Here is a 24,727-nt window from a genome sequence, read left to right as displayed (position 1 = left end):
GGAAAGGGTCATTAGAAATCCTGTGCTGTGCCGAGTAATCCATCGAATTGACATAAGTCAAACATAGTTTTCTCTGACTAACTGGGTTATGCTGGTAGGCATATATCCCCTGTGTAGTTAAGAGGAAATTAGAGGATGAGTAGCCAATTAAATGTCGTCTTGTGTTGGCATATGCACCAACCTTGGTATCGGGACGGACTGCAGGGTCCCTATCGTTTACCTTGGGTCTATCTACATGCCATAAAAGATTACAGTGATATGGCGGCTCATTTAGAGCGCTATCCTGCTATGCATGCGGTGGTCAATTTCGCCCCCGTGCTATTAGAGCAGCTTGATGATTACGCCGAGCAATTACAGCAATTTCTCAAGCATGGTACACCCTTACAAGATCGCTTCTTAAACCTATTAGCTGGTATTGAGCCTATTCCTACCGATGAAGAGGGACGCGCCACACTCTTAGCCGAGTGCCAACGCTGCTATGCACCGCGCATGATTGACCCTTATCCTGCTTTTGCCTCGCTGTTAAAATGGACTCGCGCCCAAGCCGAATCAGAGGCGAACGTCTGCTCAGTACCACTACACTACTTAGGCGAACAATATTTCATTGATATCTTAGTCTGGTATCACTTGGTATGGTTTGGCTATTCCGAGCGCCACCATGCCCTCGTGCAAGAATTAATGGCGCAAAAAAATCAATTCACGCTAGTACAGCGCCGTGAATTATTGAAATTAATGCAGACCTGTATTCAGGGTTTAATTCCACGTTATAAGGCTTTGGCGGATAGTAAACAGATTGAACTCTCCATGACGCCCTATATGCACCCCATCGTGCCGCTGTTGAATGACTTCAAAAATATGCGCGATGCCCTACCCGATGCACCAGCACCAGATGCGGATCATTATCCTCAGGGTGTTGAGCGTTCACGTTGGCATTTAGAGCAAGGGATCGCGGTATTTAAGCATTACTTTGGGCGTAAACCAGCCGGTGTTTGGTTATCTGAAGGTGGGGTCAGCGAGGATGCCCTAGCTCTATTAGATGAATTAAATATTCGTTGGACAGCATCAGGCGAGGGAGTATGGGGTAAGAGCTGTGAAGTATCTGGTATTACCGGCGAGGATGTGTCCTCGAAACGAGCCTTATTCCAAAGCTATCAACAAGTCGACCATAGGGTAAAACTATTCTTCCGTGATGACGGCCTCTCCGACCTGATTGGTTTCAAATACAGCAATATGGATGCCCACGAAGCCACCCAAGAGTTTGTTGGGCATTTGAAAAATATTGCTGCCTTTTTAGGCTCGTCTGCCTCGAAACAAGTGGTTTCTATTATTTTAGATGGCGAAAATGCATGGGAGTTTTATCCAGACAATGGTCACTTTTTCCTTGATTCGCTCTATCAAACGTTAACGACTACCCCTGAAATCAAAGTTACTACATTTAATGCGGTTAGCTCATTACCGGCTCGCCCCTTAGCACGTTTAAGTGCAGGAAGTTGGGTGTATGGGTCTTTCTCAACTTGGATTGGTTCCACCGATAAAAATCGGGCTTGGGATTACTTAGTTGCTGCTAAACAAGCCTATGACCAAGCCCTATTGAAAGGTGCCCTAAGTAGTGAACGTTTTGCCCAAGCCTCGCAACAATTAGCGGTTTGTGAAGGATCGGATTGGTTTTGGTGGTTTGGTGACTATAATCCATCCAATAGTGTCAGTGACTTTGAAACCTTATTCCGTCGTCAACTCAAAGCGCTCTATCACTTATTGGATCAAACGCCTCCTGCCTATTTAGACCTGCCATTATCCCAAGGGGGCGGAAATGCGGAAAATGCTGGGACTATGCGCAGGAATGTTGATTAAGTAAATAATGAATTTAGTAACTTTACCACAGCGTGAAGCGGGTGTGCTGTTGCACCCGACTTCCTTACCCTCCGGTTGTATTGATGCCGATGCTTATCGGTGGTTAGATTGGCTAGCGTCTGCTCAGTTTAAAGTCTGGCAGGTGCTGCCTTTAGGTGTGCCCTTAGCAGGTGATTCACCTTATTTATGCGCCTCTGCTTTTGCCTTGAGTCCGCATCTCTTTCCTAAGCAAGCGGTGGATCAAGCCCAGTTTGCAGCTTGGTATGAGCGGCAAAAGCATTGGATTGATGACTATGCACTCTTTATGTGTTTAAAGGCTGCTTACCCTGATAGAGACTGGTCACACTGGCCTGAACCTTATGCCAAACGTGATGCTCACGCTTTAGCTACCTTTAAACAAGAGCATCTCGCCGCTATTAATGCACTGATTCAAGAGCAATACAATGGCTGGGCGCAATGGCAAGCGCTGCGGGCTTATGCGAAAGAGCGTCATATTCGTTTATTTGGTGATATGCCGATTTTTGTGGCTTATGACAGTGCCGATGTTTGGTCTCATCCTGAGCGTTTTCGTTTAGATGAAAAGGGACAAGCAGAAGTTGTCGCTGGAGTTCCGCCAGATTATTTCTCAGAAACCGGACAACGTTGGGGCAATCCGCATTATAATTGGGAGTATATGCAGCAAGAGGACTTTCAATGGTGGCGCGATCGTCTGAGCTATCATTTTGAATGTTTTGACTTGGTGCGTATTGATCACTTTCGTGGTTTAGAGGCGGCTTGGGAAATTCCAGCGAGTGAACCTACCGCTATTAATGGCGTATGGGGCAAGGTGCCTGGTGAACAATTGCTCAGTACCTTACAGACTACAATGGGTGTATTGCCCTTAGTGGCAGAAGATTTAGGTGTGATTACCCCTGAGGTAGTGGCACTGCGCGATGGCTTTAATTTACCCGGCATGGCCATACTGCAATTTGCCTTTGACCATGAGAAGGATAATCCCCATAAGCCAGAAAATGTACATGAGAATGTGGTGTATTACAGTGGTACACACGATAACGATACTTTAGTCGGCTGGTATCAAAGTCTAGAGCCAGAACAACGAGAAGTTGTAATGCAAGCGCTTTGGATTGATAATGAAGCTCAACTGATGGATGCTTTAGTAGCCACCCTGTTAGCTAGTCGCGCACAGTTAGTCATATTGCCTTGGCAAGATTTATTAAAGCTTGATAGCACCGCTCGGATGAATACCCCCGGAACCAATGTCGGTAATTGGGCATGGCAGTTTTCTTGGAGCGATGTCCCGCATGATTTGGCAGCCTATTGGAAAGCCAAATTGCAACAGCACAAACGTTAAAGACAGCTCTGGGAGGAGGTGGGAATGAACGAGGATTTAAAACGCCTGCAATTAGGTGTATTACATGACCCTTTTAGTGTATTGGGTTGGCATGAAACCGCTACTGGCTGGGTATTACGTACTTTTATGCCTGCGGCAGAGAATGTCAAAGCCGCCGGTCAACTCATGACCCGTGTGCCCGATACCGATTGTTTTGAGCTAACAACCTTAGCTTACGCTCCAGAACATGCCCACCCTCCGCTTGAGTGGCAGGATAAAGCTCAACAGGCATGGCATACCGCCTATTGCCCCTATACCTTTATTCCTCACTTAGGTGAGTTGGATCTGCACTTATTTAATGAAGGCAGCCACCATCAGCTTTGGAAAGTACTAGGTTCTAGAGTCATCGAGCGTGATGGGATTCTGGGAACCCAATTTGCGGTATGGGCACCTGCAGTCAAACGCGTGAGTATCGTTGGGGACTTTAATGAATGGGACGGTCGACGCCACCCGATGCGCTCACGGGGCGAATCTGGCGTATGGGAATTATTTATTCCACTCTTAGCGGCTGGAGCTTCGTATAAGTACGAAATTTTAACCCGTAATGATGCTTTATTACGTAAAACCGACCCCTACGCTCAGCAAATGTTCTTGCGCCCTGAAACGACCTCACGGGTTCCCACACCTGACATCTATGAGTGGCAAGATAAGGATTGGATTAGCGCTCGCGAACAATGGGATTGGCAACACCAACCTATGAGTATTTACGAGGTGCATGCAGGTTCTTGGAAACGTCATCCTGATCAAAGTTTTTATTCATGGCGTGAATTAGCCGATACCTTAATCCCACATGCTAAAGGTTTAGGCTATACCCATATCGAACTGCTGCCTATCTCTGAGCATCCTCTGGATGAATCATGGGGTTATCAAGTATCAGGTTACTACGCCCCCTCTGCTCGCTTTGGTTCACCCGATGATTTCCGTTATTTCGTTGACCAATGCCATCAACAAGGTTTAGGCGTGCTACTCGATTGGGTTCCTGCGCATTTCCCTAAAGATGAGTTTGCTTTGGCTCGTTTCACGGGTGAACCTTTGTATGAATATGCTGACCCCCGTAAAGGTGAGCATCAGGATTGGGGCACTTTAATTTTTGATTATGGCCGCAATGAAGTTAAAAACTTCCTTATTGCCAATGCACTATTTTGGATTGAAGAGTTTCATATTGACGGCCTACGGGTGGATGCTGTCGCGTCTATGCTCTATCTCGACTACTCCCGCAATCACGGTGAGTGGGCACCTAATCAATATGGTGGACGCGAGCATTTAGAGGCCATTGCCTTTATACGCGAGCTGAATATGCTGGTGCATGAAAAATTCCCCGGCACTGTTACCATTGCTGAGGAGTCTACTTCATGGCCTGCGGTTTCACGTCCGGTCTATATTGGTGGCTTAGGCTTTTCTATGAAATGGAATATGGGCTGGATGAATGACAATCTATCCTATATCAAACTCGACCCTGTCTATCGTAAATACCATCATAATTACCTCACCTTTGGGCAAATGTATGCCTTTAGTGAAAACTTTGTTCTGCCACTGTCCCATGATGAAGTGGTGCACTTAAAACGTAGTTTGCTCGATAAAATGCCAGGGGACGTATGGCAAAAATTCGCTAACTTACGCTTATTCTATTTATGGCAATACACCAATCCGGGCAAAAAACTACTCTTTATGGGTGGTGAGTTTGGGCAATGGAAAGAATGGTCAGAAAAATATGAATTAGATTGGAACTTATGTGCCTATCCTAATCACGATGGTATTCAAGCACTCATTGCCGATCTGAATCGTCTGTATAAAACAGAACCTGCACTACATCAGTATGATTTTGATTCTAAAGGTTTTAGTTGGCTAGATTGCAATGACTCTGAGCACTCCATGCTGACCTTTATTCGTAAGGCAGATGATCCTAAAGACAGTGTCATTGTGATTCTGAATTTCACTCCAGTACCACGTTATGGGTATCGGGTTGGTGTACCTGTAGCGGCTGACTATAAAGAAATCATCAATAGTGATTCGGGGTATTATGCCGGTAGTAACTGTGGCAATGGGGGAGTATTACCCAGTGAGCATAGTTCTTGCATGGGTTTAGATAACTCCGTGGTATTAACAGTTCCACCGTTAGGTGGTGTGGTGTTAAAAGCAGTATGAACGTTTTATTTGCCAGTAGTGAAGTATTCCCCCTGATTAAAACGGGCGGTTTGGGGGATGTTGCTTATAGTTTGCCGCAAGCCTTACAGACTCAGGGCGCTGATGTGCATTTAGTCTTACCTGCCTATCGTTCGGTACTGCAGAAAGTCGGCAGTACACGGGTGGTGGGCTGGTTGTATATACAAGGTTCGCACGGTTATTACCATACTGTGCGTATTTTGAGCTGTGAGCCAGAAGGCTTTAATTGCACCGTGCACTTAGTGGATTGCCCCGCACTCTTTGATCGTGCGGGCGGCCCCTATAATCACCCTGATGGTTATGATTGGCCGGATAATGCCGAACGCTTCACCGTATTTGCGCGGGCTATTTGTGAATTAGCGAATGATAGTTTACAAATTGGCTGGAAAGCGGATGCTATTCATCTCAATGACTGGCAAACCGGTCTAGTGCCTGCACTTTTAGAGCAGTATCCGCATAAGCCACGCACCTTATTTACCATTCATAACTTGGCCTATATCGGCTATTTTCCCCGTGAAACCTTTGACCATTTAGGCCTATCATGGCATTGGTGGTCAGCGGAGGGCATGGAGTTTCATCAAGGCTTCTCCATGCTCAAGGCCGGCATTGTCTATGCTGATACTGTAACAACGGTCAGCCCGACCTATGCACGGGAAATCTGTACCCCTGAATTTGGTTATGGCTTAGATGGCCTACTCCGCTCACGCCATTATAAATTGCATGGCATTTTAAATGGCATTGATAATCACGTCTGGAATCCACAAACAGATCCCTATCTAACCAAAAACTACACCGCAGACACGGTTACTAAAGGTAAACAAGCTAGCAAACAAGCTTTGCTTAAGTATTTTGGTGTTACCGATAAAGTGGCTCTCAAGCAACCATTATTTGGCTTAGTGAGCCGTTTGGTCGAGCAAAAAGGCATTGATTTAGTGATTCAAGCTATTCAAGTCATGCTGCGTGATACCGATGCCCGTTTTTGTTTGATTGGTAGTGGACAGGGTTATTATGAAGGCCGTCTACGTGAATTAGCCGCGCAACATCCCGAACGGGTGATGGTTTATATTGGCTATAACGAAGAACTAGCGCATCAATTAGAAGCGGGTGTGGATATGTTCCTAATGCCCTCGCGCTTTGAACCCTGTGGCTTAAATCAAATGTATAGCCTCAACTACGGTACACCGCCTATTGTCTATTTCACAGGTGGACTTGCGGATACCGTCGTCAACTCAACTCCAACAACATTACTCGAACAACAAGCCACTGGCTTTGTGTTTTATGATATTAGTTGGTCAGCGTTATTAAATACTATGCTACATGCCTGCGATCTCTATCACCATCCTAAAGTATGGTTAGGAATTCAGCAAGCGGGTATGCGCCAAGACTTTTCATGGGCCAAAAGTGCGGCGCGTTATTTAGCATTGTATTAATTTTTATAGGTTTTATTGCATGTCATCTCAGGAAAATTGCGAAATATTACTTCCCATCCCAACCCTACAGCCCTTAGATAATGATGCAGCGGCTATTAGTGATGATTTTCAACGTTATTTAACGTATCACTTGGGACGTTTTAAGGGCTGTACTCCGGCTTATATTTATCAAGCACTTTCTCATACGGTACGGGATCGCTTAATGCCTCATTGGCAAAGCACTTGGTTGAATCACCTTCAGCCCCAAAAACGCCGGGCTTACTATCTCTCTTTAGAGTTTTTGATTGGACGCGCGTTGGGTAATAATCTGCTCAATTTAGCTATCGAAAACCCTACACAAGAGGCATTAAAGAGATTTTCAGCGGATTTAGAGCAAGTCGAAGAGCGAGAGCCTGATGCGGGTTTAGGTAATGGGGGCTTAGGTCGTTTAGCAGCTTGCTTTATGGATAGCTGTGCTACTTTAGCGCTACCTGTCATTGGCTATGGTATTCGTTATGAATACGGCATGTTCCGCCAACGCATTGAAAATGATGAGCAAGTGGAAGAGCCAGATCACTGGTTACGTGAAGGTAATCCTTGGGAAATCGAGCGCGCGGAATACCATCAACGTATTCAATTCGGCGGCTATAGCGAGTTTTATAAAGATGCCCACGGTGAAGAGCGGGTGCGTTGGGTCGGTACACAAGATGTATTAGCCATCCCCTTCGATGTCCCGATTGCAGGCTATAAAAATAATACCGTCAATACGCTACGCCTGTGGAAAGCATCTGCTACCGATGAGTTTAATCTACAAGAATTTAACCAAGGTAGTTATACCGAAGCGGTACAAGCTAAAAACGAGGCTGAGCATATTTCTATGGTGCTCTACCCCAATGACAGCAGCGAAAACGGTAAAGAATTACGCCTACGTCAGCAATACTTTTTAGCTTCAGCCAGCTTAAAAGATGCGATTCGGTTATGGAAAAAAGGTGGCGGCGGGGATTTCAAAACCTTTGCGGCTGATAATGTATTCCAAATGAATGATACCCACCCCACGATTGCGGTGGCAGAACTCATGCGTTTATTAATCGATGAGTATCATTTGAACTGGGATGAGGCATGGAATATTACCACGCAGTGTATGGCCTATACTAACCATACTCTCTTGCCTGAAGCACTAGAGCGCTGGCCTGTATATCTATTCCGTCGCCTCTTACCGCGTCTGCTTGATATTATTTACGAAATTAATGCCCGCTTCTTACGCCTAGTCTCACGGCGTTGGCCGGGGGATACGGATCGTTTGCGCCGTATGTCGATTATTGAAGAAGGCCCGGTCCAACAAGTACGCATGGCATGGCTGGCTATTGTGGGGAGTTTCTCCATTAATGGGGTCGCCGCTTTACACTCACAATTATTAGTTGATGGCTTGTTCCATGACTTTTATGAGTTATGGCCTCACAAGTTTAACAATAAAACCAATGGCGTTACTCCTCGGCGTTGGGTAGCCTTTGCGAATCCGGCTCTTACTCAATTAGTCTCTAGCAAAATTGGGGATAGTTGGATTGCCAATTTACAGGAACTAGAAAAACTCGTTCCCTATGCCACTAAAAAACACACAGCCTTTCACAAAGCATGGCGCGAAGTAAAACATGCTAATAAGCAACGTCTAGCCACCTTAGTGAAACAAGACTGTAATGTAGATTTTAATCCTGACTCATTATTCGACATACAAGTCAAACGTATTCACGAATACAAGCGTCAGTTATTAAATATTCTCCATGTTATTCATTTATATATTCGCCTCAAAAACGGTAAAACAGATAATTGGGTTAATCGCTGTGTCCTCATCGGTGGTAAAGCCGCACCAGGTTATGTGATGGCGAAACGAATTATCAAATTGATTAATCGTGTGGCGGATATTGTCAATAATGACGAAGAAATTGGCGAGCGTTTAAAAGTTGCCTTTATTCCCAACTATCGCGTATCGAGTATGGAAATTATCGCCCCCGCAGCAGATTTATCCGAGCAGATTTCTACCGCCGGAAAAGAAGCGTCGGGCACGGGTAATATGAAATTCATGATGAATGGGGCACTCACTATTGGTACTTATGATGGTGCTAATATTGAGATTATGGATGCGGTGGGAGCGGAAAACTTCTTCTTATTTGGCTTAAAAGCCGATGAAGTCCAAGCCCTACGCCATGACTATCGTCCATGGGATATTGCCGCACAAGATGCTGACTTAAAAGCAGTATTAGACTTAATTCGCTCCGGTCATTTTAATGATTGTGCGCCCGGTGAGTTTGAGCCTATTTTAAATTCCGTTTTAAGTGCTAATGACCCTTGGATGACCTTGGCAGACTTTAGAAGCTATGTTGATGCCCAAGACAAAGTAGCGACCGCATGGCAAGATCAAGAACACTGGACACGGATGAGTATTCTCAATACCGCACATAGTGGCTTCTTTTCTACCGATCGCACTATGTTAGAATATAACCGCGATATTTGGAAACTAAAAGCGGGTGCGGAGATTTAAGCTCCTACCCTTAGGGAGGTACTTTCCAATAGTACCTCCTTTGCCTTAATTATCTATACCTCTAAATCACCCTGCTAAAAATTCTGCATATCATTTGACTTATTTTCAGAAAATAGATCGATGCATCCAATATATTCTATTGGATTTAACTAAATAAATTGTTTACAGTCTTATACAGCTAGTGTGTTTTTACCTAAAGCGGTCTGCTTTAGTGAATGAAAGTTCTTGTTTTAACTCACCCGAAGACTTTCAGAGACATTAGCGCCATCTTTGCATAACCGCACACAACACGAGGAGATTCATTATGGAACTGAAAGGTAGCCGTACTGAGCAGCATTTAAAAGATGCATTCGCAGGCGAGTCCCAAGCTAATCGCCGTTATCTCTACTTTGCTAATAAAGCCGATGTTGAAGGCTATAACGATGTTTCAGCCGTATTTCGCTCCACAGCGGAAGGCGAAACAGGTCATGCCCATGGTCATCTCGAATACTTAGAGACTGTTGGTGATCCCGCTACAGGTCTCCCGATTGGTGCGACCGCTGATAATCTGCGCTCTGCCATTGCCGGCGAAACCCACGAATATAGCGACATGTACCCCGGCATGGCTAAAGATGCTCGTGAAGAAGGTTTCGATGAAATTGCTGACTGGTTTGAAACCCTCGCCAAAGCAGAACGCTCTCATGCGAATCGCTTCCAAAAAGCATTAGATAGCTTAGACGCCTAAATCGCTTATTGCTTCAAGGGTTACAGCCTCCCCTGTAACCCGCTAGTGAGTCCCTAGCTCACATCCTCATGCGTAGCAGGAGTATCTTTTCTTATGGCTATTAGTAAACGTGAAGGTAGTCTGGAAGCCCCTACCCGTCACCCCTTGGATTGGAAAAATCCCGATTTTTATAACGAAGACTCTCTGAATAAAGAATTAGAACGAGTATTCGATATTTGCCATGGATGTCGGCGCTGTGTCAGTTTATGCAATGCTTTTCCCACCCTGTTTGACCTAGTCGATAACTCCTCTACCATGGAAGTTGATGGGGTTGCTAAAGCAGATTATATGAAGGTGGTGGATCACTGTTATCTATGTGATCTGTGCTATATGACCAAGTGTCCTTATGTCCCACCACATGAATGGAATCTAGACTTCCCGCATTTAATGCTCCGTGCTAAAGCAGTCAAGTTTCAGCAGGGTAAGACCAGCACGCGTGATAAGGTGTTAAGTGCGACTGATATCGTAGGAAGTTTTGCCGGAATTCCTATCATTGCTCCCATCGTCAATGCCACTAATAAGAATCCGACCTTCCGCAAAGGTTTAGAAAAAGTACTTGGTGTACACCACAATGCTAAAATTCCCAGTTACCATGCTAAAAAAGGCCGTAATTATGTTAAGGCTTTGAGTAGTAACGCCCTTACGGCTAAATCGGTGGGACGTACTACGGGCAAAGTAGCGATCTTTACCACCTGCTATGGTAATTATAATGAACCCCATATTGTGGAAGATCTCGCCAAAGTTTTTCAGCATAATCAAATACCTGTTACTTTACTCAATAAAGAACAATGTTGTGGTATGCCTAAGCTTGAGTTAGGGGATTTAGAGGCCGTGGCTAAAGCCAAAGAGGTCAATATCCCCGCGATGCTGCAACTGATTAATGCGGGCTGGGATATTGTTGCGCCTGTACCTTCATGTGTGCTGATGTTTAAGCAAGAACTGCCTTTGATGTTCCCCGATGACGCTGATGTCCAAACGGTCAAAGGGCGTATCTTTGATCCTTTTGAGTACTTAATGCTGCGCCATAAAGAGGGGCAATTAAATACTGATTTTCAACAGTCATTGGGTAAGGTTAGCTATCACGCGTCTTGTCATTTGCGCGTACAGAATTTAGGTTATAAAACTCGTGAGCTACTAGAACTAGTGCCTAATACTAAATTTGACTTGATTGAACGCTGTTCGGGACATGATGGCACCTATGCGGTTAAAGTCGAATTTCACGATACCGCGATGAAAATCTGTCGTCCGGTCGTGAATAAGGTCGAACAAGCTAAAGCCGATTATTACGCCAGCGATTGCCCCATGGCGGGTCATCATATTGAAAATGGTCTACAGCAAAAAGAACCGGATACTGCGGTTAAAGCCCCTACCCACCCCCTAGCCCTATTACGCATGGCGTATGGTTTATAAAGAGAGTCAGTCATGAACCCTTTATCTCGTGCGGATTTAATGAGCTTAGAACAATACTCTATTGAACGCCCAACGTTTAGAAAACAAGTGATTGAGCACAAAGCTGCTCGCAAAGTCGCTTTAGGCTCTAATGCTACCCTCTATTTTGAAAATCGGCTCACTATTCAGTATCAGATTCAAGAAATGCTACGGATTGAGCGCGTTTTTGAGGCTGGGGGTATTAAGGATGAATTGGATGCTTATAACCCGTTGATTCCTGATGGCTCGAATTGGAAAGCTACCTTTATGCTAGAATTTCCCGATCCTGAAGAGCGTAAACGACAGCTAGCCTGTTTAATCGGTATTGAGCGTCAAATATGGGTACAAATTGCCGGGTTTGAGAAGGTTTTTGCCATTGCTAATGAAGATATGCCCCGTGAAACCGCAGAAAAAACCGCAGCCGTACATTTTCTACGTTTTGAACTCAGTTCAGGTATGCGTCAAGCTGCATTGAATGGAACCACTATTTCTATGGGTGTCGACCATCCTAATTATCACCATGCCATCACAGTCAATCAGGCTACACAGCAGTCATTAAGCGCCGATTTGATTTAACACTTAACAAGGAAGTACTGATTCATAAGGCAGTACTTCCTTATGCTATACTCCCGGCCTTCTAGCTTTTACTTAGTATGCTCTATGTTAGTATTTTCCGATTTAAGTCTGCGTCGCGGTAGTAAAGAATTACTCACTCAAGCCACTTTTAGCATTCACCCCGGACAACGGGTCGGGCTTACGGGTGCCAATGGAACCGGCAAATCGACCTTAATCTCCTTGATTCGTGGTGAAATCGGTGCCGATAGTGGCAACTTTAGCCGCCCACCGAATTGGGTACTAGCGCATGTTAAACAAGAAACCCCCTCTAGTTCACAATCCGCACTCGACTATGCACTAGAAGGTGATAGTGAATATGTCACTCTACGCAAAGAACTCGAACATGCCGAAGGGGTAAGGTTAGGTGAACTACACGCTAAGCTCGATGCGATTGATGGCTATACCATTGAAAGTCGTGCAGCGACCCTATTACATGGTTTAGGTTTTAAGCCTGCTGAAATTCGCAATCCAGTGAGTAGCTTTTCCGGTGGTTGGCGCATGCGTTTGAATTTAGCGCAAGCCTTAATGTGTCGCTCGGATTTATTACTACTAGACGAACCGACCAACCATCTCGACTTAGATGCCGTGATTTGGCTACAAGAATGGCTAAAAAGCTATCGTGGCACTCTGATTCTTATTTCTCATGACCGTGAATTTTTGGATGCCATTTGTACTCAAATCGCCCATATCGAACAAGGGCGCTTAACACTCTATACCGGCAACTATTCAACCTTTGAAATCACCCGTTCCGAGCGTTTAGCCCAACAACAATCCGCCTATGAAAAACAAAAACGCGAGCGGGAGCATATTCAAAGCTATGTCGATCGTTTCCGAGCGCAGGCCACCAAAGCCCGTCAAGCTCAAAGCCGCCTCAAAGCTCTAGAGCGTATGGAGGCGATTGCCCCGGCACATATAGACTCGCCTTTTAACTTTAGTTTTCGCCCACCTGAAAAACTGCCTGATCGCTTGTTACATATTAAGGAAGTGGACTTAGGCTATGGTGGGAAACGCATTATTAATAATGTTGAACTCCAAATTTTACCCAGCGATCGGATTGGTTTAATTGGCCCTAATGGTGCAGGTAAGTCAACGCTTATTAAATTTCTGGCTGGAAAACTAAAAGAGCAAAAAGGGATTTATTGGCAAGCCCAAGATTTAAAAATAGGCTACTTTGCTCAGCATCAATTGGAGCAATTAAATCCTAATGACTCCCCCCTACAGCATTTACGCAACCTAGATAAACAAGCACGCGAGCAAGATTTACGTAATTATTTAGGTGGGTTTGCCTTTCATGGGGCACGAGTCGAGGAGGCTGTCGCACCCTTTTCAGGAGGGGAAAAAGCGCGTTTAGCCTTAGCTTTACTCATTTATCAACGCCCTAATTTATTATTACTCGATGAGCCTACTAACCATCTTGATTTAGAAATGCGTCTCGCACTGAGTATGGCATTACAAGAATTTAGTGGTGCTATGGTGATCGTTTCACATGATCGCCATATGCTAAAAACGGTTACGGATAAATTAATCTTAATCGATAGCGGTAAATCAACCGAGTTTGAGGGTGATTTAGAAGATTATGCCCTATGGTTACAAAATCGCTTTAAACAAGAAGAACTAGAAAATAATCCTATACCTAATACTGTAACTACTAATACTCAATCGACTACTGCACGTAAAGATCAGCGTCGTGAATCCGCCGAAAAACGTAAACGCTTACAGCCACTCAAAAATAAAGTGGATAAGCTAGAAAAGCAAATGACATTGCTGCAACAAAAGAAAGTAGAGTTAGAGAATAAGTTAGGTGATAGTGATTTATATTTCGATGCTAAAAAAGAAACACTAAAGCAGCTATTACTCACCAAAGCTAGTAATGATACCGCTCTAGAAGCAGCCGAACTAGAATGGATGGAAGCACTAGAGGAGTATGAAACTGCACAAGCCGAAGATTAAAATTAGAGCTGTTACCTGAGAACAGTTATTGAGCCTTTCAGGGAGAAAACTCCTTGAACCTAAGTTTATTAGCACGTCTATCTCTGTGATTTATACGTGCATCCATAATAACTATACGTACTAGAACCTCACTTGTTAGATTGCCGGATAGGTATTTGAGGATAAGCCCCTCTTTTTTCCATAAGTACTAGTCACCCTTGTCAGACCCACTGTGCAAGGAATTGTTATTGCTTAGGTTTTACTGAATACTACGACTCAGGAAAAGGCTCATGTCTAATCAAGATGACTCCACCCTTATGCCTGTCACCGCAGAACCCCAACTCTTTGAGTATGGTGTTGCGGGGGCAGCCGTATTATTTTTTGGTTGGTTATATTATTGGCTCAATCCGCCTGGTGTTGATGTAACTGCCCTACCCACTACTCGCACTGTCTCCGTCGCAGCGCCGACCATTGCTCCTTTATCATTAGCACTAGATACCAGTGATTTAACCGTCACACCACCCAAAGCGAATACAGAGGCGGTTGTCACAGAGGCAACCACGACACCGGCTGTTGCAACAGTGCGCTCTAGTGTAGCAGCGGCTCCTAGCACTGTTGACTTAGGGCAGTTAAAAGCCGATCTCGTCAAACAGCAACAAGCTGAACTAACCAAAGTGCGTGATGAACTCAACACCGCTCATGAACAAGCTTTAAATAAGGTGCGTACTGAAACTGAGCAACAACAAGAGCAAATTGATCAATTACGTGATCAATTAGCCGCCGCAACAGCTGCCAAAGCAGCAAGCCCAGTGGTTACGCCTGCACCAGCACCTAGCACACAACCTGTCGAATTAAGCGTGACTCCACAGCCTGCAACGGTTGTAGAAACACCTCCTGCCACCCCAGCACTCGCGTTTGAACAGCAATTAGTAAATCAATTGAAAAAGCCTGTTGTGGGTCAATCTCTAATCTTAGACCAAGTCACATTTGACTCTAACTCTACTGCTCTGAATCCAAAAGCACTAGAGCAGATTAAAATAGCGGCTCAAACATTAACTCAATACCCTAATACTAGAGTTTTAATTCGCAGCCATACCGATAATGTAGGTGATTTTAATGATAACTCGCTGTTATCTCTAATGCGTAGCAAAAGCATTCGAGATCAATTAGTTAAATTAGGGTTAAATAATAACCGCCTACAGATTGAAGGAGTCGGCCCTTTAAATCCTATTGCTAGTAATGATACTGAAGAAGGTCGACGTAAAAACCGTCGCACTGAAATGATTGTCATAGAATAACACCACTACTAACGACTATTACAAGATAAGGAACTTAACAATGGAAAACTTATTAGCCCCTATTACTAATATGCTAGGCCCTTGGGCGACTAGTAAATTAGGTCATGCTTTAATCGGCCTATTAATATTAATCGTAGGCTTATTCATTGTCAGTATTATTGCTCGCTTCTTTAGACGCTTATTAACACGCGTAGACTTTTTAGAGCGCATTAACCTAGCAGGCCCTATTGCCACTTTAATCAAAGCGGTTCTGACTTTATTCGTATTATTAGCGGTTCTACAACACTTTGGCTTAACCGGAGTAATGGAACCCTTAAAGGCTATGCTCAATAAATTTGTTGCTGTCATACCTAATATTATTGGCGCAGGTGTAATTGGCTATGCTGGCTGGATTATTGCGAAAATTGTTTCCAGCCTTGCTGGTGTTGGTTTAAGACGCGTTGATCAACATATTATGTCACGCACTGGGCATGAGGATATTAAATTAGCTAAATTTGGTAGCACCTTTATCTTTGCCGCCTTACTCCTACCCATCGTAGTAGCAGCATTAGGGGTGTTAAATATTCCAGCTATTACAGTTCCTGCCTCTGCAATGATTAATAAATTAATGGCTGCTATCCCTAATATTATTGGTGCGGCTGTTATTTTAATTGTGTCTTATTTTGCAGCTAAATTTGTGACCTATATTCTCAGTGGGCTTCTATCAGGCTTAGGTGTGGACTCCTTACCACAACGCTTAGGTATCTATGGTGGATTCACTCCTCAATTTACTGTCACAAAACTCATTAATTACGCCATTATGTTCTTTGCAATGTTGACTGCCACTACAGCGGCTGTGAGTACTTTAGGTATCGATATTGTCTCGAATATCTTTGCCCGTATCTTAGACTTTGGCGGTAGCATTTTAGTAGGCGCTCTGATTTTAGTGATTGGTTATGTGTTAAGTACCTTAGCCTACAATAAATTATCAGCCACCACTGGTGTAGCCACAGCAAATATTGCACGCTTTGGTATCTTAGGCTTAGTGCTAGCGATGGGACTAAGAGCTATGGGACTTGCTGATAATATTGTCAACATGGCCTTTGGTTTCACCCTAGGTACTGTCGCAGTCGCAGCCGCAATAGCATTCGGCTTAGGTGGACGTGAAGCGGCTCGTGCCATTGCTAATTATTGGGCACAACGTGTACTGAGAAATCGCTAATTCTCAAACCAGTCGATAGGTAGACAGATCTAGGTATCTGCCTACTCTCAGTAAACGGGTAGACATGTAAGTCTGCCCGTTTGCTTTTGTCTCTTTATGCTTTATTTCATAGTTGGCATAGAAAACTCATTCCCCGCACGAATTCCAGTAGGCCAGCGACTAGTAATGGTCTTCATCCGCGTATAAAAACGCACCCCATCTGAGCCATGCACATTCAGTGATCCAAAAATCGAGCGCTTCCATCCGCCAAAACTATGAAAGGCCATTGGCACAGGAATAGGCACATTGACTCCGACCATGCCGACTTGCACCTCTTCACAAAACTGCCGAGCTGTATCACCATCACGAGTAAATATGGCTGTGCCATTACCATATTCATGGTGATTAATCAGGGCGAGCGCTTCAGCATAGGTATTAACACGCATCACACTCAAAACCGGGCCGAAAATTTCTTCACTATGAATACGCATTCCCTGCTTTACATGATCAAACAAGGTAGGGCCTACGAAATAGCCGGTTTCGTAGCCTTTGACCACAAATGAACGCCCATCTCGTACTAAGGTCGCGCCCTCCGCTACTCCTTGATCAATATAACTTTTGACTTTGGCAGCGTGCTCTTTAGTCACTAAAGGCCCCATATGCGGCTCATTTGCGTCCAAACCATTACCCACTTTCATCGCATCAATTTCTTGCGCTAGGCGTTGCACTAATTTATCTGCCACTGCATCACCGACACACACTGCCACCGAAATAGCCATACAACGCTCACCTGCTGAACCATAAGCGGCTCCCATCAGGGCGCTAATCACTTGCTCCTGATCCGCATCCGGCATAATCACCATATGGTTTTTAGCCCCACCTAAAGCCTGTACGCGCTTGCCATGTTTGGAGCCAGTTGCATAGATATATTCGGCAATCGTGGTGGAGCCTACAAAGCTAATGGCTTGCACACGTGGATCGGTCAGCAAGACATCCACGGCTTCCTTATCGCCATTGATGACATTAAATACACCATCAGGCAAACCCGCTTCTTTGAGTAACTCTGCTATACGTAAAGCAGGAGAAGGGTCTTTCTCAGAAGGCTTCATGACAAAGGTATTACCACAGGCTAGTGCGATGGGAAACATCCACATCGGCACCATCACGGGAAAGTTAAAAGGCGAAATACCCGCACACACGCCTAAGGGCTGCATTAAGGTGTAACTATCTACATCAGTACCCACATTCAGTGAGTGCTCGCCTTTTAATAAATGTGGAATACCACAGGCAAACTCCACCACTTCTAACCCACGTGTGAGTTCGCCGTGTGCATCTGAGAGTACCTTCCCATGTTCAGAGGTAATCAGCGCTGCTAACTCATCTTTATGCTGCTCTAGTAGCTCTTTAAACTTAAACATCACCCGCGCTCGGCGTAGCGGTGGGGTTTTACCCCAATCTGCAAAAGCCTCTTGAGCCGCATGAATCGCCGCCCGCGTTTCATCCGCTGTCGCTAAAGAGACTTGTTTAGTCTGCTCGCCTGTTGCAGGATTAAATACCGGAGCTATACGACTACTTTGACTAGCAAGACGTGCTCCATGAATAAAATGGCCTAGAATCTGCATGATATTGACTCACTCATAGGTAGAACGCTCTCATTTTGCGGGGGAGAGCGGTGTTCTTCAACCTCGTTAAGCGGAATAAAAGGGAGCCTATAGGATAAAGATAAGGTATAAAGGAATAAGACAAGACCTTAGCAGTGTTGTTAGTTCGCGCCTAGCTAATGCTAGACAAAGGACGGCAAGCTACTTATTATGCAAAGTGCGACTGCTGATCGTATAACATCACACCAATTATTACCTGTGACCAGCCGTGAATACTCACTTACAACATTTTATATCACTTAACATTATCTTATTGAGTTTAGCCGCTTATCCACTAGGTGCAGCAACTGTTCCTACCGATACGCAGTCTATTCGACGTGACATCAAACAACTCAAAGATACCTTAGACAGTACCAAGGATCGCTATCAAAACCTGAGAAGTGAAGTCACTCAACTAGAAAAGAAACTAGGTGATATAGCAACAAACTATCGTAAAACCGAGCTAAAAATTGAAGCCTCACAAAAACGCCTACAAGAGGCCAATACGAAAGGCGAGAGCCTAGATCGAGATTTAGATGTACAAAAGTCCGCGCTAGCTGAACAATTACAAGCCATGTATACAGCAGGCGGGCAATCGCATTTACGCCTTTTACTGCGGGAAGATGACCCATCCGATATTAGTCGTACCTTACGCTATTTTGCCTATCTCAACGATTATCGTATGGCGCGTATTAAACGCTTACATAAAACGCGCAGCGATATTGCCACTTTGCGTGAAACCACCCATAACGAACAGCAAACCTTAGCAGAATTATCCGTCACCCTCAAAACTCAACAATCTCAATTACAATCTACTCTGGATGAGCGTGAGGGTAAATTAAGCGCACTTAAAGGGGACATGCGTACTCAAAGCCGCCAACTGGCTACCCTGCAAGCGGAAGAGGCGCAGTTACAACGCACGATAGAACGTATTACACAACAACGTGAACAAGCTGCTCTCGCCCAAACTAAAATCGCTGCAGCGACTCCCCCTCCACCTGTTACCAAACAGACAGCTAAGAAAGCGCCGGACGTTTCAACGGAGACCAGCGCTCCTACTACCTCAAACAAACGCACTAAAGCCGATGCGGAGCTAGTTAGCTATACCGGTAATCGCCCTTTTACCCAACTCAAAGGTAAACTTGCTTGGCCTACTAGTGGGAGTATTCTACATGCCTATCGCTCGCGGCGTAATGAAAAGCTCCATTGGAATGGGGTAGTCATTAAAGCGCAGGGAGGTGCTCCGGTACGGAGTGTGGCGGCAGGTAAAATTATTTTTGCCGATTGGGTTGATGGTTATGGTCATTTAATTATGGTGGAACATGATCGCAATTATATGAGCATTTATGGTTATAATCGCGCTCTATATAAGAAAAAAGGCCATGTCATTAAAGCCAATGAAGTCATTGCTGTGGTAGGTAACTCAGGAGGACAACAGCAAAATGGTTTGTACTTTGAAATCCGTAAAGGTACTACCCCAATGAATCCGGCTATTTGGTGTCGTTAAGACACCCTAGTATGATAATTGAACTTATTCAAGCAGCTTTAGATCTAGTAAACTATTCTGTACTTTATATCGATGACTGAATAGTAGAGCTGCTACTATTAATAACAGACAAGGGCTTGCTTGCGGCTCGTGCCCCTTAGAGAGAATTAAATTTATGCAATCACAACGTCTCATTCTCGGCACTTTAATAGGCGTCTTATTAGGTGCAACCGCTACTATAAGCATCAATGTATTTGCCTTTAAACAAAGTGCAGATGATGCGGCAGCACTCCCACTGGAAGACTTACGCAAATTTACTGAAGTTTATAGTCGGGTAAAAGAAGACTATGTAGAACCGGTCAAAGATAAAGAAATGATCGGTAATGCGATTCGCGGCATGTTAACGGGACTAGATCCACACTCCGACTATCTCAATGAAGAAGAATATAAAGAGCTACAAGTTGGAACCACAGGGGAGTTCGGTGGTTTAGGTATTGAAGTGGGTATGGAAGATGGCTTTGTGAAAGTCATCTCCCCTATTGATGATACGCCTGCCCAAAAAGCGGGGCTTGAAGCGGGCGACCTAATTATTCGCCTTGATGATAAGCCGGTAAAAGGCATGAGTTTAAACGATGCGGTTAAAGTCATGCGGGGTAAACCGAATACTGATATTAATTTATTAGTGGTACGTGAAGGTAAGCCTAAGCCCTTTAAGGTCACCATCACGCGTGCGGTGATTAAAGTAAATAGCGTTAAACAACGTCTCTTAGAGCCGGGTTATGGCTATGTGCGGATTAGTAGCTTCCAATCTAAAACTACAGATTCATTAGCTGAGGCAATTAATACCCTACAAAAAGAGAATAAAGGTAAGCTACGTGGCTTAGTGCTAGACCTACGTAATAATCCGGGCGGGGTTTTAAATGCAGCGGTAGGCGTATCGGATACCTTCTTAGACTCTGGCAAAATCGTCTATACCGAAGGACGGGTTGAAGACGCTAAGACCGAATATAGCGCTCAAAAAGGCGATCTTTTAAATAGTTCCCCCATAGTGGTATTGGTCAATCGTGGGTCTGCTTCAGCCTCTGAAATCGTCGCCGGAGCCTTACAGGATCATAAACGCGCTCTCATTGTCGGACAAAAAACCTTTGGTAAAGGCTCAGTACAGACCGTATTACCTTTGGATGAGAAAACCGCGATTAAGATTACTACCGCACGGTATTTCACTCCTCTAGGGCGCTCCATTCAAGCCGAAGGCATTAAACCTGATATTGAACTCAGAGTACTCAAAGTCAGTGCCGATACCAATACTGATGATGATCTTGATTTACTCAGTGAAGCTGATTTAAGCAAACACTTAAGTAATCCGACTTTAAAAGCTGCCAATGAGGCTGACGAAGCTTTAAAAGTAGAGGATGAAAAAAATAAGCCTGCAGCAGACGACAAAGCTAAACCCGCAGAGCCCAATAAGGAAACGAGTCCAAGTACGACTAAAGAATCTAAGCCACTTCCTGCTGCTAGCAAGGATGGTAAAGATAAGCCTTTAGCTGAAACGGATTATCAGTTGTTTGAAGCACTCAATATTCTAAAGGGTATGGATTTAGCGATTAAACGTGCCCCTGACAAAGCCTTATAACGCATGAGTGATTTAACTCACTTTAATGCTCAAGGCGAAGCCCATATGGTCGATGTCGGTGCTAAAGCATCGACTCACCGTATTGCCATTGCCAGTGGTACCATCCAGATGCAGCCCGCCACGCTTGCCAAAATCTTGGCGGGCGAGCATAAAAAAGGGGATGTGTTAGGCATTGCGCGGATTGCCGGTATTATGGCAGCTAAGCGCACCGCTGACCTCATTCCACTGTGTCACCCACTAGCACTCACCCATATCCACATTGATTTTACTACCGAAACTACCCCTCAAGCCTTAGTACAGTGTACTGTACAGGTAGAAACTCAAGGGCAAACGGGTGTTGAAATGGAAGCGCTGACAGCGGTTAATGTAGCCTTATTAACCATTTATGATATGTGTAAAGCGGTGGATAAAGGTATGACATTGACGAATATTCGCCTGTTAGAAAAACAAGGCGGACGTTCCGGTCATTGGCAAGCAAGCTAAAATAAAAATAGCCTCATTCAGAGGCTATTTCATGTAAGACAGTTTATGGGTTATTGCACTTTGGCAGGAAAACCGTCTTCTGTTAAAGCAGCAACGATCTTATCTACATTAGCCGTTGTTTCCACATTAACCACTTTAGTGGGTAAATCAACATTCACTTTGGCCGTAGGATCAAGATCCTGAATGGTAGCCGTCACACTACGAGCACAACCACCACAAGTCATATTTTCAATTAATAGTTTCATTGTCGTCTCCCAATAGAACATCTATTAACAACAAGCTTAAACCTTGTCATGATGGCAAGGTCAAGTCTATTTTTTAAAGAAACATGCTTGACCTTACCATCATGTCAATCTGTATGCTGGTCACAAAACATTGAAAAGGACAGAGGTTGTTATGGACTCAAATACTACAAACCCCCTCTACCGTGACACATTATCGATCGAAGGCATGACCTGTGCCTCTTGTGTAGGACGCGTAGAAAAGGCCTTGAAAAAGGTTGAAGGTGTGCAGCAGGCAGACGTGAATCTTGTTACTGGCAAAGCCGTGATTGCCTCCTCTCAACCCGTAGACCGTTCAGCTCTCACTCAAGCCGTTAAACGGGCCGGGTATGAGGTGCTGACTACCCAACCTATTGAGCTTGCCATTGAAGGCATGACCTGTGCTTCTTGTGTGGCACGAGTAGAAAAAGCCCTAAAAAAAGTAGAGGGTGTACAAGAAGCCACCGTCAATCTTGCCACTGAACGCGCATGGATTCAGGGTAATACTCAGGTGCAAAGTGAGGCTCTGATTCAGGCCATCAAAAAAGCAGGCTATGAGGCCAAACTTATTGAACAGGACCACAATGAACAACGTGATAAGAAAGCCACTGAACAGCAGCAACTCAAAAACGATTTAATCCTCGCACTTATTTTGACCTTACCTGTTTTCATTCTGGAAATGGGATCCCATATGATTCCCGCCTTTCATATGTGGGTCATGGAAAATATCGGGCATCAGCAAAGCTGGCTGATTCAATTTGTGTTGACTACATTAGTGCTGATCTTCCCCGGCAGACGTTTCTATCAAAAAGGTATTCCTGCCCTACTCCGTTTTGCACCGGATATGAATTCATTAGTGGCGGTCGGCACCTTATCTGCTTATAGCTTTTCCGTAGTGGCGACTTTTGCTCCACAGGTTTTGCCTGAGGGTACAGTAAATGTGTATTACGAAGCCGCCGCCGTAATTGTGAGCTTAATTTTATTAGGGCGCTATTTTGAAGCGAAAGCGAAAGGACGTACCTCTCAAGCCATTCAACATTTGATTGGTATGCAGGCTAAAACTGCACGCATTCAACGTGATGGACAAATACTCGAAGTCCCTATTGCCGAAGTAACGGCGGGAATGATAGTTGAAATTCGTCCGGGTGAACGTGTACCTGTGGATGGAGAGGTGGTAGACGGGCAAAGTTATATTGATGAATCCATGATCACAGGTGAGCCTATTCCGGTTGAAAAGCACTCAGGTGCTCAAGTGGTAGGCGGAACCATTAACCAGAATGGCACCTTGACTATTCGAGCTACTGCTATTGGTGAAGCTTCGGTTTTAGCCCAAATTATTCGTATGGTTGAACAAGCCCAAGGCTCTAAATTACCGATTCAAGCCTTAGTTGATAAGGTGACCATGTGGTTTGTACCGATGGTGATGCTCTTGGCATTACTAACCTTTATCGTCTGGTTTATTTTCGGCCCTGAACCCGCGCTAACCTTTAGTTTAGTGAATGCCGTTGCCGTACTAATTATTGCTTGTCCTTGTGCTATGGGGCTGGCTACCCCTACCTCGATTATGGTCGGTACAGGGCGTGGGGCAGAAATGGGGATATTATTCCGTAAAGGTGAAGCCTTGCAGCTCCTGCAAGATGTAAAAGTGGTCGCTGTTGATAAAACCGGAACCCTGACCGAGGGCAAACCCACTCTAACCGATTTTCAGATACAACCAGGCTTTGCACGGGAACAAGTCTTGCGATTGGTAGCATCGGTTGAGGCTAAATCTGAGCACCCGATTGCCGTGGCGATTGTACAAGCCGCCAAACAGGAAAACATTGATTTATTACCTGTCACAGCCTTTGATTCTATCACAGGGTCGGGCATTAAAGCTGAGGTAGCAGGGCAAGTCGTGCAAATCGGTGCGGATCGCTATATGCAGCAATTGGGGTTAGACATCACGGCTTTTGAACAAGAAGCCATCCGCTTAGGTCAGGAAGGCAAAACCCCTATCTATGTGGCGATTGATCAAAAGCTCGCCGCCATTATTGCCGTCGCAGACCCTATTAAAAGCACTACCTATGCTGCTATTGCTGCTTTACACCACATGGGCTTAAAAGTTGCTATGCTTACAGGTGATAACCGTCATACCGCTCAAGCGATTGCCAACCGTCTGCAGATTGATCAAGTGGTAGCCGAGGTTTTACCAGATGGAAAAGTCGAAGTAGTGCGTCAATTACAGCATCAATATGGACGAGTAGCTTTTGTAGGCGATGGTATTAATGATGCCCCTGCATTAGCACAAGCCGACGTAGGGTTAGCGATTGGTACGGGGACTGATGTGGCGATTGAGGCCGCAGATATAGTATTAATGTCGGGTAATTTGCAAAGCGTGCCTAATGCTATTGCATTAAGTAAGGCAACTATCCGTAATATTCGACAAAACCTATTCTGGGCCTTTATCTATAATATTGCCTTGATACCGATTGCAGCCGGTGTGCTTTATCCTGCCTTTGGGATTTTACTGTCGCCCATGTTTGCAGCCGGTGCTATGGCACTATCCTCTATCTTCGTACTTGGTAATGCCTTACGGTTAAAATATTTTCGTGCTCCAACACTTACCGCATAACTAGGAGCCGTTCCATCAGGGGTTAGGCAAAATTAACAGCTTAACCCTTATT

Annotated in this window: 17 protein-coding genes; 15 read left to right on the top strand and 2 right to left on the bottom strand. The window is 44.7% G+C overall.

Annotated elements, in window-relative coordinates:
- Nucleotides 1-135: 135 nt before the first annotated feature.
- The 11 genes from A3IK_RS0102375 (at nucleotide 136) to A3IK_RS0102325 (ending at nucleotide 16,583) form a co-directional block, all read left to right on the top strand.
- Nucleotides 136-1,851 carry a glycoside hydrolase family 57 protein gene (locus A3IK_RS0102375; RefSeq protein WP_020558363.1) on the top strand — a complete coding sequence of 572 codons (1,716 nt, stop codon included), beginning with the start codon at nucleotides 136-138 and terminating at the stop codon, nucleotides 1,849-1,851.
- A 7-nt stretch (nucleotides 1,852-1,858) separates the two neighbouring features.
- Nucleotides 1,859-3,202 (top strand): 4-alpha-glucanotransferase, encoded by a 1,344-nt coding sequence (gene malQ, locus A3IK_RS0102370; protein WP_020558362.1) that lies wholly within the window; start codon nucleotides 1,859-1,861, stop codon nucleotides 3,200-3,202.
- 24 nt (nucleotides 3,203-3,226) lie between these two features.
- The gene (glgB, locus tag A3IK_RS0102365) at nucleotides 3,227-5,386 is read left to right on the top strand and encodes a 1,4-alpha-glucan branching protein GlgB (protein WP_020558361.1); all 2,160 of its coding nucleotides are present in this window, start codon (nucleotides 3,227-3,229) and stop codon (nucleotides 5,384-5,386) included.
- Nucleotides 5,383-6,834, top strand: coding sequence for a glycogen synthase GlgA (glgA, locus tag A3IK_RS0102360; protein WP_020558360.1), 1,452 nt, complete (start codon nucleotides 5,383-5,385; stop codon nucleotides 6,832-6,834). Before glgB ends, glgA begins: the two co-directional genes overlap by 4 nt.
- A 19-nt stretch (nucleotides 6,835-6,853) precedes the next feature.
- A complete protein-coding gene (locus A3IK_RS0102355; RefSeq protein ID WP_020558359.1) occupies nucleotides 6,854-9,349 on the top strand; it encodes a glycogen/starch/alpha-glucan phosphorylase in 2,496 nt (831 codons plus the stop codon).
- Between the two features lie 304 nt (nucleotides 9,350-9,653).
- Nucleotides 9,654-10,073, top strand: a complete 420-nt coding sequence (locus A3IK_RS0102350) for a rubrerythrin family protein (protein ID WP_020558358.1) — start codon at nucleotides 9,654-9,656, stop codon at nucleotides 10,071-10,073.
- 93 nt (nucleotides 10,074-10,166) lie between these two features.
- Nucleotides 10,167-11,522 (top strand): (Fe-S)-binding protein, encoded by a 1,356-nt coding sequence (locus A3IK_RS0102345; protein WP_020558357.1) that lies wholly within the window; start codon nucleotides 10,167-10,169, stop codon nucleotides 11,520-11,522.
- A 12-nt stretch (nucleotides 11,523-11,534) separates the two neighbouring features.
- Nucleotides 11,535-12,116 carry a DUF3501 family protein gene (locus tag A3IK_RS0102340; RefSeq protein ID WP_020558356.1) on the top strand — a complete coding sequence of 194 codons (582 nt, stop codon included), beginning with the start codon at nucleotides 11,535-11,537 and terminating at the stop codon, nucleotides 12,114-12,116.
- Between the two features lie 84 nt (nucleotides 12,117-12,200).
- Complete coding sequence (locus tag A3IK_RS0102335) at nucleotides 12,201-14,105, top strand: ATP-binding cassette domain-containing protein (RefSeq protein WP_020558355.1); 1,905 nt, start codon at nucleotides 12,201-12,203, stop codon at nucleotides 14,103-14,105.
- 269 nt (nucleotides 14,106-14,374) lie between these two features.
- On the top strand, nucleotides 14,375-15,382 hold the full coding sequence (locus A3IK_RS20035; RefSeq protein ID WP_020558354.1) for an OmpA family protein: 1,008 nt from the start codon (nucleotides 14,375-14,377) through the stop codon (nucleotides 15,380-15,382).
- Nucleotides 15,383-15,422: 40 nt separating this feature from the next.
- The gene (locus tag A3IK_RS0102325; protein ID WP_020558353.1) at nucleotides 15,423-16,583 is read left to right on the top strand and encodes a mechanosensitive ion channel; all 1,161 of its coding nucleotides are present in this window, start codon (nucleotides 15,423-15,425) and stop codon (nucleotides 16,581-16,583) included.
- A gap of 101 nt (nucleotides 16,584-16,684) precedes the next feature.
- Here A3IK_RS0102325 and A3IK_RS0102320 read toward each other — a convergent pair whose 3' ends face one another.
- A complete protein-coding gene (locus A3IK_RS0102320) occupies nucleotides 16,685-18,184 on the bottom strand; it encodes a CoA-acylating methylmalonate-semialdehyde dehydrogenase (RefSeq protein WP_020558352.1) in 1,500 nt (499 codons plus the stop codon).
- 247 nt (nucleotides 18,185-18,431) lie between these two features.
- On the opposite strand from A3IK_RS0102320, the gene A3IK_RS0102315 reads away from it, so the two are divergent.
- From A3IK_RS0102315 to moaC, 3 genes are all read left to right on the top strand, one after another.
- A complete protein-coding gene (locus tag A3IK_RS0102315; RefSeq protein WP_162596606.1) occupies nucleotides 18,432-19,709 on the top strand; it encodes a murein hydrolase activator EnvC family protein in 1,278 nt (425 codons plus the stop codon).
- A gap of 154 nt (nucleotides 19,710-19,863) precedes the next feature.
- Nucleotides 19,864-21,321, top strand: a complete 1,458-nt coding sequence (locus A3IK_RS0102310) for a S41 family peptidase (RefSeq protein ID WP_020558350.1) — start codon at nucleotides 19,864-19,866, stop codon at nucleotides 21,319-21,321.
- A gap of 3 nt (nucleotides 21,322-21,324) precedes the next feature.
- Nucleotides 21,325-21,804, top strand: coding sequence for a cyclic pyranopterin monophosphate synthase MoaC (moaC, locus tag A3IK_RS0102305; RefSeq protein ID WP_020558349.1), 480 nt, complete (start codon nucleotides 21,325-21,327; stop codon nucleotides 21,802-21,804).
- A 50-nt stretch (nucleotides 21,805-21,854) separates the two neighbouring features.
- Here moaC and A3IK_RS0102300 read toward each other — a convergent pair whose 3' ends face one another.
- Nucleotides 21,855-22,049 carry a heavy-metal-associated domain-containing protein gene (locus A3IK_RS0102300; protein WP_020558348.1) on the bottom strand — a complete coding sequence of 65 codons (195 nt, stop codon included), beginning with the start codon at nucleotides 22,047-22,049 and terminating at the stop codon, nucleotides 21,855-21,857.
- A 151-nt stretch (nucleotides 22,050-22,200) separates the two neighbouring features.
- Here A3IK_RS0102300 and A3IK_RS0102295 point away from each other — a divergent pair, with 151 nt between their 5' ends.
- Nucleotides 22,201-24,675 carry a heavy metal translocating P-type ATPase gene (locus A3IK_RS0102295; protein WP_020558347.1) on the top strand — a complete coding sequence of 825 codons (2,475 nt, stop codon included), beginning with the start codon at nucleotides 22,201-22,203 and terminating at the stop codon, nucleotides 24,673-24,675.
- The last annotated feature ends 52 nt before the right edge of the window (nucleotides 24,676-24,727 follow it).

Origin of the sequence: Thiofilum flexile DSM 14609 (assembly GCF_000380185.1) — a bacterium.
Taxonomy (GTDB): Bacteria; Pseudomonadota; Gammaproteobacteria; order Thiotrichales; family Thiotrichaceae; genus Thiofilum; species Thiofilum flexile.
This window is presented reverse-complemented; position numbering and strand designations above follow the sequence as displayed.